This window comes from Bacillus sp. EB V-12, assembly GCF_056158125.1.
Window position 1 is genome coordinate 192023 of sequence record NZ_JBUXJL010000002.1, and the last position, 18358, is coordinate 210380.

11 protein-coding genes and 1 pseudogene are annotated in these 18358 nt (G+C 34.3%); 9 read left to right on the forward strand and 3 right to left on the reverse strand.

Annotation, left to right across the window (positions count from 1 at the left end; translation table 11 throughout):
- Positions 1-129: 129 nt before the first annotated feature.
- Together ACZDYH_RS07565 and ACZDYH_RS07570 are read right to left on the reverse strand one after the other, a co-directional pair.
- Positions 130-300, reverse strand: a pseudogene (locus tag ACZDYH_RS07565) (N-acetylmuramoyl-L-alanine amidase); the annotation flags it as partial.
- A gap of 39 nt (positions 301-339) precedes the next feature.
- Complete coding sequence (locus ACZDYH_RS07570) at positions 340-1662, reverse strand: MFS transporter (protein WP_474886048.1); 1323 nt, start codon at positions 1660-1662, stop codon at positions 340-342.
- 224 nt (positions 1663-1886) lie between these two features.
- Between ACZDYH_RS07570 and ACZDYH_RS07575 the strand changes: the two genes are divergently transcribed.
- The 3 genes from ACZDYH_RS07575 to ACZDYH_RS07585 are packed head-to-tail and all read left to right on the forward strand — an operon-like array spanning position 1887 to position 5145.
- Positions 1887-3503, forward strand: coding sequence for an ATP-binding protein (locus ACZDYH_RS07575; protein ID WP_474886050.1), 1617 nt, complete (start codon positions 1887-1889; stop codon positions 3501-3503).
- The gene (locus ACZDYH_RS07580) at positions 3497-4174 is read left to right on the forward strand and encodes a response regulator (protein WP_440009105.1); all 678 of its coding nucleotides are present in this window, start codon (positions 3497-3499) and stop codon (positions 4172-4174) included. Before ACZDYH_RS07575 ends, ACZDYH_RS07580 begins: the two co-directional genes overlap by 7 nt.
- The gene (locus ACZDYH_RS07585) at positions 4171-5145 is read left to right on the forward strand and encodes a tripartite tricarboxylate transporter substrate binding protein (protein WP_474886051.1); all 975 of its coding nucleotides are present in this window, start codon (positions 4171-4173) and stop codon (positions 5143-5145) included. Before ACZDYH_RS07580 ends, ACZDYH_RS07585 begins: the two co-directional genes overlap by 4 nt.
- 211 nt (positions 5146-5356) lie before the next feature.
- Here the strand turns inward: ACZDYH_RS07585 and ACZDYH_RS07590 are convergent, their stop codons facing one another.
- The gene (locus ACZDYH_RS07590; RefSeq protein ID WP_474886052.1) at positions 5357-6754 is read right to left on the reverse strand and encodes a Sau3AI family type II restriction endonuclease; all 1398 of its coding nucleotides are present in this window, start codon (positions 6752-6754) and stop codon (positions 5357-5359) included.
- A gap of 273 nt (positions 6755-7027) precedes the next feature.
- On the opposite strand from ACZDYH_RS07590, the gene dcm reads away from it, so the two are divergent.
- The 6 genes from dcm to ACZDYH_RS07620 all read left to right on the forward strand — a co-directional run bounded on the left by dcm (position 7028) and on the right by ACZDYH_RS07620 (position 18356).
- Positions 7028-8311 (forward strand): DNA (cytosine-5-)-methyltransferase, encoded by a 1284-nt coding sequence (dcm, locus tag ACZDYH_RS07595; RefSeq protein WP_474886054.1) that lies wholly within the window; start codon positions 7028-7030, stop codon positions 8309-8311.
- A gap of 259 nt (positions 8312-8570) precedes the next feature.
- Positions 8571-10937: a DNA phosphorothioation-dependent restriction protein DptF gene (dptF, locus tag ACZDYH_RS07600; RefSeq protein WP_474886056.1), complete on the forward strand. Its 2367-nt coding sequence runs from the start codon at positions 8571-8573 to the stop codon at positions 10935-10937.
- Between the two features lie 3 nt (positions 10938-10940).
- Complete coding sequence (dptG, locus tag ACZDYH_RS07605; RefSeq protein WP_086402434.1) at positions 10941-12329, forward strand: DNA phosphorothioation-dependent restriction protein DptG; 1389 nt, start codon at positions 10941-10943, stop codon at positions 12327-12329.
- Complete coding sequence (dptH, locus tag ACZDYH_RS07610; RefSeq protein WP_474886058.1) at positions 12310-17403, forward strand: DNA phosphorothioation-dependent restriction protein DptH; 5094 nt, start codon at positions 12310-12312, stop codon at positions 17401-17403. Before dptG ends, dptH begins: the two co-directional genes overlap by 20 nt.
- Positions 17404-17679: 276 nt before the next feature.
- Positions 17680-17862, forward strand: a complete 183-nt coding sequence (locus ACZDYH_RS07615; RefSeq protein WP_233462297.1) for a hypothetical protein — start codon at positions 17680-17682, stop codon at positions 17860-17862.
- Between the two features lie 155 nt (positions 17863-18017).
- Positions 18018-18356 carry a magnetosome magnetite crystal formation protein family gene (locus ACZDYH_RS07620; protein WP_474886059.1) on the forward strand — a complete coding sequence of 113 codons (339 nt, stop codon included), beginning with the start codon at positions 18018-18020 and terminating at the stop codon, positions 18354-18356.
- Positions 18357-18358 lie beyond the last annotated feature (2 nt).

Below are 18358 nucleotides of genomic sequence, written 5' to 3' on the forward strand. Positions count from 1 at the left end.
TCTAGCTTGGAGTAAGTGAAGAGAAAGTTACATATGGAGAATGATCAACAAAAGAGACCTAACATTTGCGGTCTCTTTTGTTGATTTAAATTAAAAAGTATCATTTAAGTGGATGCCCTTTTGTACCTCTTACTTTACATACAAATAGGCTTCAATTGCTGATACATAGTATCTTTTATCCTTGCTGTTATGTACTTTGTATTGTGGCGCTCCATTCACAGTTACCTTTACATCAATGGTAAATCCTAATCTTACCTCTAAAGCACCAACAACATCTTTACCCTGCCAAGAAAGAGATTCATCGAGTTCAGATTAACGAAGAACATAGAATACATAATTTTAACTAGATTTATTATTAACTAAACTATCTCCACCACCAAGCTCCGCCTCAATCTGCGAAGTTTTCGATGACTCATCCATACGCCAATACGTAATAAAGCTGATCGCGATACATCCGGCTACGTAGAAGTAGAATAGTGATTCCATTCCGATACTCTTTAGCCATAATGCGATGAACTCGGCTGTCCCACCAAATATCGCAACGGTTAGTGCATATGGTAAACCTACGCCAAGTGCGCGAATTTCGGTCGGGAAGAGTTCTGCTTTTACAATTGCGTTAATGGAAGTGTAACCAGTAACGATAATGAGACCGACCATCATGAGTAAGAATGCTACGATTGGTTCTGTCGTTTTTTCCATGAAGAAGAAGATCGGTGCTGTTAGTAATGTTCCGAGAATACCGAATGCCATTAATAGTGGACGGCGTCCGATTTTATCGGATAATAATCCTGCAATTGGTTGAAGTACGACGAAAATAAGTAGTGCGACAAAGTTAATCCAGCTTACAACTTCTTTCGGAAGGCCGACTGTGTTTACCATGAACTTTTGTAAATATGTTGTGTACGTATAAAATGCAACAGTGCCTCCTAATGTTAGACCGACTACCGTTAATACTGCTTTCGGGTGTTTCATAAGAGCGCGAACAGTTCCTGCACTTTCGCGTTTTTGTGATTTTATGTTTGAGAACTGCTCCGACTCATCCATCGTGCGGCGAAGCCATAATACAACTACTGCGCCCATCGCTCCAATAATGAATGGAATGCGCCATCCCCAAGCTTTCATATCTGGTTCGCTTAGTAATTGCTGAAGAACAATTTGAACGCCTAACGCAACCATTTGTCCAGCAACGAGCGTTACATATTGGAAACTTGAATAAAAACCACGGCGGCCACTACTAGCCATTTCAGATAAATACGTTGCGGAAGTTCCATACTCTCCGCCGAGTGACAACCCTTGAAGTAAACGAGCAAGAACTAAAATAATTGGTGCCATAATACCGATACTTTCGTAACTCGGTGTACAGGCAATAATGAAAGAACCACCGGCCATAACCGTAATCGAAAGCGTTAATGCTGCCCGGCGTCCATGCCGATCCGCATAACGTCCCATTAATAAACTCCCAATAGGGCGCATTAAAAACCCAACTGCGAAAATAGCTGCTGTGTTCAGTAATTGACTCGTTGGATCTCCTTTAGGAAAGAACTCTGCTGAAAAATAAACAGCGAAAGCAGAGTAAACGTACCAGTCGTACCATTCAATTAAATTGCCGACAGAACCTTTGAAAATATTGCCGGCGACTCGATTAGATTTTGCTTGAGCCATAATAATTCCTCCTCGTACTTATAAATAAAAAAATAATATGAAAGCGTGTTCATTGTAGTTGAATTGTACTGTCCTTTGTCTAAAATCTCAATATTATGACAATTTTATTCTTTTTGTACTTTATGTACATGGATATTTTTAATAGTTGCTTCATTTTCAGTTTTGTCATAATAATAGAAAAAGGAGATTGATAGTTTTGAATATTTTATCAAAGGATATGAAATATGAAGAAATCACGCAAAGTGTCATTGCAAACGAAAATAGTAAGCTTAATTATCGCGTTAATTTTATTTGTCGTTCTCCTATTAGCGGGAATATTTGTTTACATTCAGTCCGTTGATACGAAGCACCAAGTGGAGCAACTAGCACTGCAAACAGCGAAGTCGCTTTCTTTTATGCCTGCTATAAAAGATGCTTTTCAAAATAACGAGCATAAAAGTACGATTCAATCTATTGCGGAACAAGTTCGTGAGCAAGCTGGTGCAGATTATGTCATTATAGAAGATCGCTTTGGGGTTATGTATTCCCATTCTAATTCGGAGTTAATTGGCACAAAGAGTAACAACCCGTATAACTATGAAGCGCTCACTTTTGGCGGATACTATACGCTCGAAGGAAAGGGTTCAAGTGGCCCGGCTTTAATGGCGAAGGCACCTATTATTGTTCATAACGGAGATTACGATCAAGTAGTAGGCGTTGTGACAGTAGAGTTTTTAATAAAAGGTATTGAATCTAACATATTGAGTAGAACGAAAGAAATTATCCTCTTTTCATTAGCAGTATTATTAGCCGGCATTGTTGGTGGCATTCTTTTAGCGCGTAGCATCAGGAAAGATACACTCGGTTTAGAGCCGAATGAAATCGCAGCGTTATACCGGGAACGAAGCGCAATACTACTATCTATAAAAGAAGGGATTATCGCCATTGATCAAAATGGTTTTATTACGATGATGAACACCTCAGCAGAAGAAATGCTTCATGTAAATGATGATTATATGCAGCAGCACATTTCAAAAGTTTTACCGGAATTTAATATGGAGAGAGTGCTAGAAAACGATCAAGAAATCGCGTTTCAAGATAAGGTGTTTATTTTAAATATGACGCCGATACTCGAAAATAACAGTACGGTAGGTGTTGTATGTAGTTTTAGAGATAAAACAGAACTGCAAAACCTTGTGAACACAATATCTGAGGTAAGAAAGTATTCCGAGGACTTACGCGCTCAAACACATGAATTTACAAATAAGCTTTTCGTTTTATCAGGATTACTTCAGTTAGGACATTACAAAGAGGCGATTGAATTTATCCAGCAAGAATCTAACATTCATCAAAGCCAAAACCATATCTTATTCCATCAAATTCATGATGCAAAAGTACAAGCTATTTTATTAGGAAAACTCGGAACAGCGTCTGAGAAGAAAATTTATTTTCATATTGAAGGAGATAGTGCACTTCATCCGTTACCAGGCCATATAAAAGTTTCGCACCTTATTACGATTCTTGGAAACATAATCGACAATGCATTTGATGCGGTGAGTGAACGAGAGGAAAAGAGTGTTTCCTTCTTCGTTACGGATATTGGGCACGATATTGTATTTGAAGTAATAGATAGTGGGATAGGAGTGCCGGCAGAAAAAATAAGTACCATTTTTCAAAAAGGATTTTCGACGAAAGGGAATAATCGTGGTTACGGACTAGCGAATGTGAAAGAAATGGTAGATCTACTAGAAGGAACCATTGAAATTCAAAACGAGAAAAATGGAGGAGCTATTTTTACAATTTACCTTCCAAAAAACATTGAGAGAAAGTACATGACAAACAGGGGGATGGGCATATGTTGAAGGTTGCAATTGCAGAAGATGATTTCCGCGTCGCGCAAATTCAGGAAGAGTTTTTATCAAAAATAAAGGACGTAAAAGTGATTGGAAAAGCATTGAACGCGAAAGAAACGATAGAACTACTACAAAAGGAAGAAATCGATTTACTTCTATTAGATAATTACTTACCAGATGGAATTGGAACTGACTTATTACCACAAATTCATGCTGACTTTCCAAACGTTGACGTCATTATGGTAACGGCGGCGAATGAAAACCACATGTTAGAAAAAGCAATTCGAAACGGCGTAAGTAACTACCTTATAAAACCAGTCACGTTAGAAAAATTTGTTCGCACAATTGAAGATTATAAAAGAAAGAAGCAACTATTACATAGTAACAATGAAATAAATCAAGCACTCATCGATAACTTCTTCGGGACTTCGCAAACACAAGACATAAAAAACTTACCGACAGGTGTTGATCCGTTAACACTGCAAAAAGTGAAAGGAATTATAAAAGGATTCGAAGAGGGCATTACAATAGAAGAAATGGGAGAACAAATGGGGGCCTCCAGAACAACCGCAAGAAGATATTTAGAATACTTAGTAGCGACAAACGAATGCACAGTAGAGTACACATACGGCATTATCGGACGACCAGAACGAAAGTACCGAATAGGACGAGGAATATGAAAAAACGATTATTACTATGTATATGGATCATGACAGGAGTAATAGCAGGTTGTTCCTCGGAAAAATCCCATATGAATAAAGTGAACATCGACAAAGTAGAAATCGTTGCGCCGAACGTTCAAGGAGCCGGATGGGACTTAACAGCACGGGCGATGCAAAAAACACTAACGGAAGAAAAAATCTTCACAAAACCAATCACTGTCACAAACAAAGTAGGTGGCAGCGGTGATGTCGGATGGAAATATACGAAACAAAAAGGTGGTCACGTACTGGCGATTAACTCAAGCTTACTCATAACGAACAATCTACTAGGCCACAGTAAACTAACATATAAAGACTTCACACCACTCGCGACACTAGCATCGGACTGGGAAGTCGTTGTCGTATCAAAAGAATCAAACATAGAAAACGCAAAACAACTAATGGAACAACTAAAACAAAACAAGGAAAACTTCAAAATCGGCGTTGCCCCAGGCCTAGGAAACGACGATCACCTATCATTCGTACAAGTAAGCAAAGCATTCGGCATAAACCCAGCCGAACTACAATTCTTCGTCTACGAAAACAAAGGAAAAATCATAAATGCTCTAACGAACAAACAAATAGGCGCCGCAACCATGACCCTATCCGAAGCCGAAAAACAATACAAAGCCGGCAAAATAAAAATACTAGCCGTATCCGCACCAAAACGCCTAGACCGACTACCAGAAATCCCAACATGGAAAGAACAAGGAATCAACGTCATATTCCAGCACTGGAAAGGAATTATGGGCCCAAAAGATATGACGGAGGAAGAGATTGCTTATTGGGATGGTGTTATTAAGAGGATGGTGGAGAGTGAGAGTTGGAAGGGGATTTTGAGGGAGCGGGGTTGGGAGAGTTTTTATAAGGGGAGTGGGGAGACGAGGGGGTTTTTGGAGGAGAGTAGTTTAGGGTATGGTGAGTTGATAGGAGGAATTGGTTTGAGATGATGAGGGATAGCACGCATACAATAAGATGTGTTATATAAACAACAAAGAGGCTGTCTCATAAGTCTCTTTCAAAGTAAAATCACATGAAATTGAAAAGGCAGAAACGTTATTAAATCAACATTTCTGCCTTTCGCTTTCTATTTGATTTTGGCTAAAAAGTACCTTTTGGGACAGCCTCTTTTATGGTATAGAGATTATAGATTAGGGTAAATTATTCGTTAATGTTATTGGCAACAACAGAAGCAATATAAGAATTATTCAACCAATAGCACTGCTTTGTAATCTGCTGTCCATCAGGTAAAGTGACCTTGTCAGCCCCATTACGAGCTTTTGGTCGAATATGTGCAACGCCGTTGAAATTCATTTTTGGTAGGTTATTTACTTCAACGGTTTTATCACCACGTGTTTTATATTCAAGTGTAATACCTTCATTTACCACTGTGTTTACTTCTTCCCAAAGTTCACGTATTTCTTTTTCTATTGTAGGGACAGGCATGTTCCAAAGTTTAATGCCTTTAAAGTAGAGCTCGCGGTTTGGGCTTTCTTTTTTTGTTTGTTTAAATTCAAAAATTACAAATAAGAATTTGGTTTGGTAGAAGCGTTCTCGAATTTCGCTCTCTTCCCATGATTCATTTGTCCATTGATGAAAATCAATCGTTTCAAATGACATGCTTTGTTCAGGTTTTCCGTTTGGTTCTAGGCGAACTGTTTTAAATTCTATATTTGCTTTAGCGAATTCTTCAATATTAGTAAGACGTGTGTTTTTAATACCTAGTAAAGAGCTTACCAGTGATGGAATGAAATTTTTTGCAGTAGGTTTAGAATCTATTTCTAGTGAATGAGCAATCTCTTTATCTGTCAAACCTATATAAGGTTCGAATTTTGAATGAAGAAATTCCTCTAATGATTTTCCTTTTAAGTCGTTTGCTGTTGTGAAGCTTATTAACTCTTCATTTTTGATATATCTACGAACTAATGTAGTCATATAAGATGGCTTTAATGAAAACGCTCGTTGCATTGCTTGTATTTCGGAAAATGGTTGTGGACGGATTGAATTTTTATTTGCTCCTTTTGTACAAGCTCCCAAATAATTTGTATCGCCTTCAGATAACTCATGTGCTTTTCCAGAACGAATCTTAGATACGATTGTTTCCCAATCTTGCTTTATTATTTCTAAGTCAGCTTCAGGATATGAAAATAGAACACTCTTTGCGATATGGAAGTCTTGACGATTTAAATCTGCTTTCCATTCGTAAAACATAAGTAATAATTTTTTGTTCTTTTCCCAGAAGCTAGACGCTTCAAAAGATGTATTAACTTCCTCCATGTAGTTAATGATATTTAAAACTAAGCGTTCTTTAGCAGATAAAGAACCATTTTTATTTTGCTTAAAAGGTGTTACTTTTAGTTTAACTCCAAGGTTTGTAAAGTTAATATCCGCATCTGAGGTGCTTTCATACCCAAAAAATCCTTCTTTGACTAACTGACCAAGTTCACCTTTAGAATTTGCTGTTGTAAGTTTATTGGTTGAATCAATTTCACTAAATTTTTGTCCTTCAGCTTTTTTTGCTTTTAACATTAGTTCATCTAGTGTAGCGTATGTAACCATATTAATCCCCTTTCGTATTCTATATTAATTAGTTTGCTGAGAAACCGTTAAATGAAAAGTTGTGATATAATAAAAAGCTGTTTTAATTTTATAGAGATAAAAATTATGTAAAGGAAAATCAGAGGATTTCTTACTAAATAAGATATGGAAATCCGAAATCTATATTATGGAATAGAAGTATTTACTCTCATAATGGAGGGATTGATCTTTTCCTTACTTTTTATTATAATGAAGCATAAAGAAATAAAACACCGAAGGGATGTTCGTGTATTTATGGTGAAAGTAGTAGAACTTTTTGCGGGAGTGGGGGGTTTTAGGTTAGGACTTGAAGCGAACGAGAATTTTGAGATTATTTGGGGGAATCAATGGGAGCCCTTAACTAAAGCGCAGCATGCATTTAATTGTTATGCTACTCAATTCGAAAATAAAGGAATACATGAAAATAAAGATATAGCAGAGGTTTGGCCAGAAATACCTGAGCATGATTTATTGGTAGGTGGCTTTCCATGTCAAGATTATTCAGTAGCACGCACAATATCAAATGAAAAAGGGATACAAGGGAAAAAAGGTGTTCTTTTTTGGGAGATAATGAACATAGTTAACTCTCGCAAGCCAAGATTTGTTTTGTTAGAGAATGTAGATAGATTATTGAAATCACCAGCAAAACAAAGAGGTCGTGATTTTTCTATTATGCTGGCGAGCTTTAGAGATGCAGGGTACGCAGTGGAATGGCGAGTTATTAACGCTGCGGATTATGGGAATTCACAAAGAAGACGAAGAGTATTTATTTTCGCGTACTTAAAAGAATCTCATTTTGCATCAGTTCAAAGTGAAATGAAGTCGTTAGAGATATTATGTGAAAATGGATTTTTCGCTCCGATTTTTAATGTGCATGAAGCGCCTAAAGAAAACAAAAAAAGAGGGCAATTTGAGTTGCCGGTCGATATTATTGAGGTTTCTGATACATTTAAAGCTGAATACTATAATTCTGGCGTGATGATAGATGGACAAGTATATACTGAAGAAGTCGTTCCAGTAACTGAAAATCCGAAGACTTTAGGTGAGATTGTTCAGAAAGCATATAATAAATTTGGTCCTGCAGATGAATCATATTACTTGAAAATGGATAAGGTTAACAAAAAGGGAAGAACGGAATTTGAGGAACTTAAGTACCTTAAAGGGCCTAAAAAAGAAGAAAGAATATCAAAGGCGACAGGTCATAAATATTTCTACTCTGAGGGAGGAATGGCTTTCCCTGATGATTTAAATAAGCCTGGACGTACAATGTTAACAAGTGAAGGGACTTGTAATAGAAGTTCTCATGTAATTGAAGATCCTTACACAAAAAAACTAAGATACTTAACACCAGTTGAATGTGAGTTGTTAAATGGATTTCCGATGGATTGGACGAATACAGGTATGCCACAAAGAAACAGGTACTTTTGTATGGGAAATGCTTTAGTGGTTGATTTGGTGGAGCGAATGGGTCAAAGGATTTTAGAGATTAACAAAGAAGAAGAGAAGATGGATAGTGTTGTACAGTTAAGTTTATTTTAGAAAGTAAATGTAGCATGTTTTTGTGAAAAATTTAAAAGTATATAGTGTTGGATAACCTGGGTTCTATAGTTAAAGACTCAGGTTATTTTTTTATGTAATCTTTTAAAAGTAAGAATGGAGTAGTGGGAACAGTTTAATTTTTTTATGAATGGAAAATCCACTAATTCCCTTTTTTCTTAATGCCAACAATTCTTCTGTAGATATTGTATAATATGGAATATATTCGAAACGTATTTTTAGATTAAGAGGTGTTACATCATTGGAGAAATATACATTTGATTTTCTACAAGAGATATTCCCAGAGTTAGCGGAGATGGGTAGGGATATTGAAAATGTTTTTTATCAAGATCCTCAATCGGTTTTAATTAAGGGAAGAATATTTGCAGAGCTATTATCAAAACGCATTGCGGAAGAGCATGAACTGTACGACGTACAATATTTAAAGCAAGTAGAGCGTATTCAAAAATTAGAAAGAGAAGATATTTTACCAAAGGAAATTTCACGTTCATTTGATACTGTTCGCTATTTAGGAAATAAAGCGGCACATGAACATATTGAAAGTGGGGTAGAGAGTGCTTTTAAAATGCATAAAAATCTATTCCAAATTGCAGTGTGGTTTATGGAGGTATACGGGAGTTATGAATTTGTTGCCCCGAAATACAAACATCCACAGCCGAAGAGTAGTGTACATATTGTGGAGAAATTAGAAGAAAAGATATCTGCTAGTTTAGAAGAAAAGTTAAAAATGCTAATTGAGATTGCAAGTAAACAAAATACATCAAATCAAACTGAGGAATTAACAGAAATAAATAATGCTGAGATTGCGGTAGGATTAGAAATTGAAGATAAACAGTCTGTGGATAATGAAGAAAAAGCAGATAACAATTTTGTGTATGATGATTTTATTTTAGGAGAAGGAGAGAGCTATTTACTAGCAGAACTCTCGAAGCTGAAAGAATCATCTCAGGAAGCTATTGAAAATCCTAATGAATTTAGTTCGTTTAAGGATTATTTACATGTTGAAAGAACGATACAGAACGATATGATGTCTGCTCTAACAGCAGCGGCTGGGCAAAATACAAGTCAATTAATTTTCTTGTGTGGTAGCGTTGGAGATGGGAAATCACATTTATTATCGTATGTGAAAAATAAATATCCTGAATTGATGGAAGAGTTTTCGGTGCATAATGATGCTACGGAAAGTTTTGATCCACAAAAGAGTTCCCTTGATACATTAGCGGAAGTATTAAAGCCATATAGTGATAGTGAGATTGATGGTTCTAGATTTAAGCTAATTTTAGCTATTAACCTAGGAGTTCTGCATAACTTTATTGAATCAGATTATGCAAAAGAGCACTATCAAATTTTAACAAAATTTATTGAGGAATCAGGAATATTCGAGGCAAATGAAATTGCTACTAATCAACAAAGCGGTAATTTCCACTTGATTAGCTTTAGTGATTATCAACCTTTTGAATTAACTAGTGAAGGGCCAAAATCAGATTACTTTTCATCTATTTTAAAGCGAATTGTGGTTGATTCAGAAAAAAATCCATTCTATCAAGCTTATTTGAAGGATAAGCAACGTGGTATAAATGGATTCTTTATGGTGAATTATGAGTTATTGCAACAACAACAAATACGAGATGGTGTTTTAAGTATATTAATTGAAGCAATAGTTAAGCATAAGATGATTATTTCGACACGTTCCATGCTTAATTTTATTTATGATATTTTAGTGCCTTCTCATGGCAATGAAGATTTTCTTGGGGCAGATATGATGGAAAAAACCGAAGCCTTATTACCGAATTTATTATTTGATGGTCAAGAAAAATCAAATTTACTAGCAGTTATTTCTAAAATGGATCCTATTCATCTACGATCAAATAGTGTAGACCAAATGCTAATTGAGCTAAACAATTCAGTAAATATGAAGAATACTTTCCAAAAGCATTTGAATTTACATGGACTTGATGGATGGATAGAAGGGCTAGAAGAGATGGGTTCTTTCTTTGAGCTAAGTGATTCATCTAGACAGGTATTCAATAAAACATTAATACGTATGTCGTTATTTTTATCTCCGGTTTTAAGTGAAATATTTGGGGATGAAAATTATAAAAAATATATGGAATATTTATATGCTTTTAATAAAGGAAATCGATCTGATCTAAAAGATATGTATAATTTAGCGAGAAAATCAATTTTCTTATGGAACGGAAGTCCGAAGTCAGATTATGTATTTATGGATTACTCAAATGATACTACTCAGGTTGCACAGTCTCTTAAAATTAAGCCGTTTGTAGGACATTTGAAAGGGGTAGAACCAGAGGTTTTAAATCGATTTAAATTAAATATATTACTTGCTTTTTCCAATGAAGATAAAGTAGCTCCTGTATATTTAGAAATTGATTATCCATTATATGAAATGATGGTCAAACTTTCAAAAGGTTATCGCCCGAATAAAAAGGATAAAGAAGATTGTATTCAGTTCGTTGAATTTGTGGATAAGATAATGAAATTAGGAAATAGAGAAAAAGAACTATTGTTTGTTCAATCTAATGAAAATGGAATGTTTAGACTAACATACGACGAAGATTTTGAAGAATTTACGTTTAGAAGGGATTAGAAAATGATTGTAAGAGAGAATTTAGAGGATTTGAAAAACTCGCTGAGTATTAAACCAGAAAAGTTAGGATTAAAACATACAATAAATAAAAAAGCTCCTCTGTTACCTTTCTCTACCCGAGGAACAGAGCGGGCAAAATTCGCAAAAGGGTTTCAGGGAGTATTAGGAGAGTTTACGCGTCTAGTCAGCGGAAATAAGTTAAAAATGGAAGTTAATCTAGAAGAACTTATTGGAGAGATTAGTAAATCTGTTGATGTATCAAAGCAAGATAAGTCGCAATTTGAACAAATACTACGTACCTTTCTGCAGGATAGTGACAATACAATTAAAATTTTTCATTTGCATTTGTTTCAATATTTACCATTAAGTGATAAGGCTGATAAAAAAGGAGAACAAGATATTGCTAGATTCCTTTTAGACGTCTTATTAGGTGAAAAAGAAACAGTAGAAGAGATTTTTGGAAAAAGCGATTCAACAGATTTAATGTCACGTCTTGTGTTAAAACAATTAAATCATTTGGAGAGCGACGAAAAAGAACGCCGTCCTTATATTAATCAAATTCCATTTATCTCAAAGCTATTCAAAGAAGATTTTCAATTTTTAGCGGAACATAAAGATTATTTTAGAACTCATTATCATTTGTTTCTTAGTTATTATTACTTTTTATATATTACTCAATTGACTTTAAAGCTTTCACAAGTTGGGAAAGCGAACTTTAGTGAGAACAACGAAGTTTATTTTACACTTGACTGGGAGTCTACGAGTAAGAATAGAAAAGGTTATACTCATGGTTATCAAATGATTAAAGATACAGGTAGACATTTACTACTACATATTAATTGCTTAGAACATTTAAATTTCCTAATGGGAGTAGAAAAAGCAGGTGGCTATCCTGAATTAAAGGAAACATATCAGCAATTATCCGATGAGGATAAAAAAGTATTTTTAGAGATGCTTTGTGATTGGGTTATGGAATATAGAAGACATTTAGGTCTTGGGGCTTATGAAGGAAATTTAGAATTAGAATATGATACGCTTGTACAATCCTTATTCCGTAGTATAGAAGAAGCCTATGAAAAAGATACGATGCAAGGCCCGCGACATAGATACTCTTTATCAATAGAAGAGGTTGGGAAAAAATACTTCTTAAAAACTCGAGGTTCACTTGGTTATATGCTTAATATTAGTCAAGATATGTTATTGCTACTAACAGCATTGAGTTTAAAAAAGGAAAGAAAACCTTTGAAGCAGGTATTTATAGATTTAGAGGCTAGAGGTTTATTCTTCGATCGTTACTCAAAAGAAGAAATTGTACAGTTATTTGATAAGCTGAATTTAATAGACAAAAAAAGTGATAGCGGTGATGCACAGTATGTTAAACCAATTTTATAATTATCTTTCAGATAAACTAATAAATTATTTACAAGCGGAAAATCTTAGAGGTGGAGAGCGATTTTACCTTCAATTTGATAATCATGAACAAGTACAAGCATTTTATGACACATTAAAAGAACAAGATTTATCGCGGGCGTTTTATTATCAGCATAAGCAGGGAACTCCATACGAAACGATTGCTATTAAGGTTTCAGAGGAGATGAAAGTAGTTGTTGCGACTACATCGGCAAATGTTACTCCGGACTTTTTAGTAACACTTCGTAATGAAGTCGGTGAACAAAAGGATGTTTGGGAGAAAACAGCTTTACTTAGTATATGTCATGAGACACTGGACAGTATTAAGGGTGGAAGCAGTGATTTGCAAAAAGAAGGTATGCCATTTAATGTAAAATCAATTTTAAAAACATTAAAAGAAGAAATTGAAACTTCTTCTTTAAATAAAGAAGAGAAGGAAGTACTTTCATTTTATTTACGTAAAAAATTAGATGATACAATTGTGCGACCATCTCTTTGGGATTATGAAGAAATTCTTGGATTTTTATCAAAACAAGAGATTGCGAGAGAAGATTATTCTAATCTAGGTATTTTCTATGATGAAAATTTAAATCAATTTACTTCAGCTCAAATGAAAAAAAGGCTAGAAGAAAATGCTTCATTCTTTGAGAAAGTTCAACATATGCATGAGTATGAACATTTAGAGAGTCAATTAGAAAAATTATTTGATGAGAAAGGTGTTTCTCGCCTGAAGAAAGATGATTGGCAGCAAGCAGATTATGTTCTTGTTAAAGATTCTTACGACAAAATGACTGAGATAGATCGCCCATTAGAATATATCGAATCACCAAAGAAATATTCAAAAGAAGGTCTGCTATATTGGGAAAAAGCACAAGCTGAGACAAAGGCTGGGAGACGTAAACGCCATATTATCGTTTTTAATCCTACACAGATAGAAGATATCAACTTGAACTTTGAATTTGAAGAAAAGTTGAAGAAGGAATACATTCATAAAAATTCACAGGGTTTCTGTGGGATATCTGGGAAAAAACTAACTGTTAGTTTAGCGCATAAGCAAAATGTGACTTCATTCCATAAAGTTGTATATACGCATAAAATGCAATCTAAGTCGAAATATGAGTTTCATATTGCTGTTGTAGAATGTGAAGCCGCGTTTTTACAATCGGTTCAAACGATTTATGAAGTGAATGTAAATAAGAAAAATGTAGTTATGAATAAAGCTGAAGAACGTATTATTTTTGGAGATATTTCTAATGAGCCAGAAGAAGTATTTATTGAGGAAGATGCACAGATTATAAATTGGCAAGGTGGAAGTTTTGAAGTCTCTGAATCTTCCCCTGCATGGAATGATGATAGCTTATCATTTTCTGTTCAAATTGAAACATCTTTAATTCCTATTCTTATTAGAGAGCAAGTTGCAAAGACTGTTCCAGTATCAGGAGAAAGGGTATGGAAATTAAAAAGAGAACATCAAGAAAGCTTTGAATATAACCTTGATACAAATAAATTAAAACAAGGTGCAAGGGAATTTTCAGCACGAGAAGGATTTCGAAATTATTTACAAGACGAGAGAGTATGGATTGAAAATGAAATCGCTTTTGCAGTTAGAGGGGTATCAGGCCTAAATAAGGTTGAATTATTAATGAACCCATCATTGAGAGATGCGTATCAACAATTATTAAATTACTATAAGTTTAATAATACGGTTCCTAGTCTTTGTTTTGTGGATAATCAATTAAGAGAGCTATCTATAAGATACTTGAAGGCTTTTAACGAAAGTGTTGCTCATATACAAGAAAATGTAATGTTAAAAGAAGAAGAAAAGAATCTGTTTAAATTGGGAGTTATTGAAGAGGAACAAAGGGTCATACTAACACCGTTGCATCCGCTTAATGTTGCCTATCAGTTAAGTGTTAATGATGAAATTAAAAACGAAGTAGTTGAGATGCATATTTTAAATCGTCTGCATCCTAACAATCTATTGCCATATATATATGGACAGAATGATGAATTGTATAGACCGGTTTCTCAAAATGAAGCGCCTGAATGGACTGTTTATGAACCACTTCATAAGGTTGCGATTGGAGAATCTAATGCATTTTTAGCTAATGTAGTTGAAGAAAAGCTTCAACAATTTGTGGAACATTTCCAATACTTATTTTTACAAGAATCTAAGTCTCCGATACGAATCAATGTGATTAATATAAATAATGATAAAGAAGTTGTAAGAGGTTTAGTACAGTTTATTAAGAAGCAGATAGATAAAAAAGGGCCGTCCAAAATTATACCAGTAGAGGTTGCTTTATATCATGAGAGTAATATACTAAGCGCCTTTGAAAAATTTTCTATATATGATGATGTTCAAAAATTTGAGGAGTTCTTTGAGTTATCGTTAGCATCAAAGAATCTCGATGCTGTAGACGTATTAAGGCTGATTCGAGAAAATGTTTTCTATTATAAACTTATTGGTACGAAAGAATATGGTTACGCTCATATTTCATTCTATAAAATGATTTCAAATGAGAAGCATGCGAAAAGTACAATGGAAGATATTGAAACAGGATTATCTTTAAATGGAATGTTATCATCTCTATCATCTATAAGTACAGAAGTAGATTATCGTACAGGATTTGGATTGAAAAATGTATTGAATAATGAACATTTGTTAATTCAAACCGCTAGAGGAATGAATGAATTAGGAAGTAATTTAAATAACGATGGTACAAACCCTTATCGTAAGAACGAAACAATTGTTACGAGAACATCTACCTATGATGAACAAGTTTTAGAACATTTATATGAATCTTCTTATTGGGTAACATTTATTGAACCTAATGTAGGTTTAGATTTCTTCCAAGATTCATCACGTAATTTATTGGTTATTCATTATAGTGATCAATATTCTTCATCAAGCCAGTATGATGCAATTACAGTAACGGATAAAGCAAGACAATACCGAGCGGTTATTGAACAGTATTTAGCGGAAAAAGAAATTGTATCGACACCTGAAAAAATTAATACAGCTATTAGAGCTTTCAATAGTTTAAATGGTGAGTGGTTACTACGAATTATAGGAAGTAAGGGACAATTCTCAAGAGAAAAGTTAAGTATTATTTCAGCTGTGAAGTATATATTAAGTGCTTTAGATCATGAGAATATTTTATGGGTTCCTATCTCATTAGAAGAAATATTGCGTGTTGCTGGAGCGGTGAAATTAACGAAAAGTGAAGGTGTATTTTCTGCGAAAAATCTAGGCGGAAAAGGTGCACATAGTGACGATTTACTGTTAATTGGAGTAGAAATGCAAGATGATAAATTATCAGTGCATTATTATCCAGTGGAAGTGAAAATCGGCTTAAATCAAGACAGTGCTATTGCAAAAGCAAAAGAGCAAATTAATGCTACTAAGCAACTATTTGATACGCAACTTTCTAAAACAAGTGAAGATGGTTTACATGTATTTAAACATAAGTTTTTCCGAAACTTCTTTGTACAGTTATTGCTAGCAAATGCCGAGAAATTTATTGCAAACAACATTTGGCCAGAAAAATCTTATGAGAAAATTGAAGAACTAAAGAAAAGATTATTAAATGATGATTACGAAATGAGTGGACATTTGGATGATAAAATCGGAAAAGGAGCAATTTTATCATTCAAAAAGGAACAATCATGGAGATCCATCAAAATAGAAGAAGATATTTTATTAGTGGAATTAACCGAAGAGGATGGATATGAAGGAGTAATCGAAGAAATTGAAGCACTCAAAATGAAAATCCATTCGGGTGGAACTGATATTAATCCAGATAGATTATTAAATCAGAATCATGATTCTAATCAAGTGTTAAAAAAAACTAGCAATAATGTCGTTCCAACTGTACCTCATTCTGAAGAAGAAAAGGAAGAAAAAGGAACAGGAGGAACAAAAGAATTAAAAGACATCCGCGTTTTGTTAGGAACAGTAGAGGGATCGACTCAAGAAATATATTGGGAATTCGGAAATTCAGAGCTAGCAAATAGACATATTTTAATTTCGGGTAAATCAGGACAAGGTAAGAGTTACTTCATTCAATGTTTACTACTTGAGCTGGCGCAAAATGGAATTTCTAGTATGATATTTGACTATACAGATGGATTCAAGAATTCTAAGTTAGAACCGGAATTCAAAGAGAAACTCCAAGATAATATTGAACAATTCCTAGTAGCAAAAGATAAATTCCCAGTAAATCCATTTAAGCGAAATCAAAAAGAATTGGATGAAGGAATTTATATCGATGAAGATAATACAGATGTTGCTGAAAGAATTAAAAGTGTATTTTCAGCTGTATATAAAGATTTAGGCATTCAGCAACAAAACGCTATATATGAGGCAGTAATGCGCGGTTTAGATAAATATGGCGAAGGTATGAATTTAAATTATTTATTAGCAGAATTAGAAGAGGATACTTCTGGGCCGGCTAAAACAGCAAGATCACAAATTAAGCCTTTTATTGATAAGAATCCATTTAATCATAATGCTGTATATGATTGGGGAGACATACTGAACCAAAAAGGTAAAGTGTTTATTGTACAATTAACGGGCTTTAATAGAGATGTACAGCTCATGATTACAGAGTTTATCTTATGGGATATTTGGAACTATCAATTACACCATGGAGACAAAAATAAACCATTCCCAGTTATATTAGATGAAGCGCAAAATCTTGATCATAGAGAAAAATCACCAAGTGCCAAAATTTTAACTGAAGGAAGAAAATTTGGTTGGTCAGGTTGGTATGCAACACAATCATTAAAAGGACAATTTACAATGGATGAAATTTCACGACTACAGAATTCAAGTCAAAAAGTGTATTTCATGCCACCAGAAAATGAAATTAGTGCTATTGCATCAAACCTTGCTCAAGATTCAGCTGTACGTAAAGAATGGGAAAAACGACTTGCAACATTGAAGAAAGGTCAATGTATCACTTCGGGACCAATGTTACAAAAAGATGGTACGTTGAAGTCGGGTAGTCCTGTGATCATTAATATTAGTGCGTTGCAGGATAGATTGAAGTAGTAATTTAATAGTGATATGAAAACCACCTTGGACGGTATATTTGTTTGAGGTGGTTTTTGTATTGTTAATCATGTTGAAACTTAGAAATAATAGAAGGTCTTCCTTGTCAAGTCTTCTAAAATTCTTGAATGATTTTTATATAGATAAAGGTGAGGGGAATTCATAATTAGAGAAAAGTTTAGTGTTTAAAGAGTATGTATATAGTTGATCTTTTAGTTTAGTGGGGGATATAATAAGAGAATCATAAAATTGAAAGGAGGAAGAGTGTTGAACTTTATGATTCTTTTGACCGGTATTTCAATTTTATTTCTTCTCTATTGGTGTGTTGTGAATCAATATATTGTTGTTAAATGGAATTTTATTGTTAAGAAATTTAATGAAAATATAGCGTTTGGGATGTTTATTACATGTATGTTATTTTGGCTGCAGTATGTATTTCAAATGTTTTTTGATAGATGATTAGTTTTTTATGAGGTAAATAGACACAATGGAGTATGTAAGATACTTCATTGTGTCTATTTTTTCAGAACTAATTATAGTTTATTTCTTGCATCTCCCCCAACGTCACCCCCTAACCTAAAGAAGACAAATCAAAAAGGGGGACCAAACCACTCATGAAAACCACCACAAAAGAAAAAAGAAACACCATCATCATGCTATTGCTCTCAGCTGCAATAGGAATCTTTTCACCACTACTCATGTACATTACACTGGCACGTAAAAATGAAGTGTACAAATACCATTGCCGAAAGGCTTTCAATTTTCATTTGTTAATTTTTCTTCTATTTAATATTAGTTCGCGTATTAGTGATGTTTTGTTTTGGACTGTGTTTGCCTTTGAGGTCGTTCAAGTGATCTTTGTAGCGTGGAAAGTAATACGCGACGAACCATATCGCTATTTCATTCGAATACCGTTATTTAAAGAAGATAAGTATGTGGTGGAAGGAGAATAGGT

Bases quoted from the DNA above. Each gene is read 5' to 3' on its own strand.
- dptG (WP_086402434.1), top strand. From the start codon at position 10,941: ATGATTGTAAGAGAGAATTTAGAGGATTTGAAAAACTCGCTGAGTATT.
- dptH (WP_474886058.1), top strand. From the start codon at position 12,310: ATGTTAAACCAATTTTATAATTATCTTTCAGATAAACTAATAAATTAT.
- ACZDYH_RS07585 (WP_474886051.1), top strand. From the start codon at position 4,171: ATGAAAAAACGATTATTACTATGTATATGGATCATGACAGGAGTAATA.
- dcm (WP_474886054.1), top strand. From the start codon at position 7,028: ATGGTGAAAGTAGTAGAACTTTTTGCGGGAGTGGGGGGTTTTAGGTTA.
- ACZDYH_RS07590 (WP_474886052.1), bottom strand. From the start codon at position 6,754: ATGGTTACATACGCTACACTAGATGAACTAATGTTAAAAGCAAAAAAA.
- ACZDYH_RS07620 (WP_474886059.1), top strand. From the start codon at position 18,018: ATGAAAACCACCACAAAAGAAAAAAGAAACACCATCATCATGCTATTG.
- ACZDYH_RS07615 (WP_233462297.1), top strand. From the start codon at position 17,680: ATGATTCTTTTGACCGGTATTTCAATTTTATTTCTTCTCTATTGGTGT.
- ACZDYH_RS07575 (WP_474886050.1), top strand. From the start codon at position 1,887: ATGAAGAAATCACGCAAAGTGTCATTGCAAACGAAAATAGTAAGCTTA.
- ACZDYH_RS07570 (WP_474886048.1), bottom strand. From the start codon at position 1,662: ATGGCTCAAGCAAAATCTAATCGAGTCGCCGGCAATATTTTCAAAGGT.
- ACZDYH_RS07580 (WP_440009105.1), top strand. From the start codon at position 3,497: ATGTTGAAGGTTGCAATTGCAGAAGATGATTTCCGCGTCGCGCAAATT.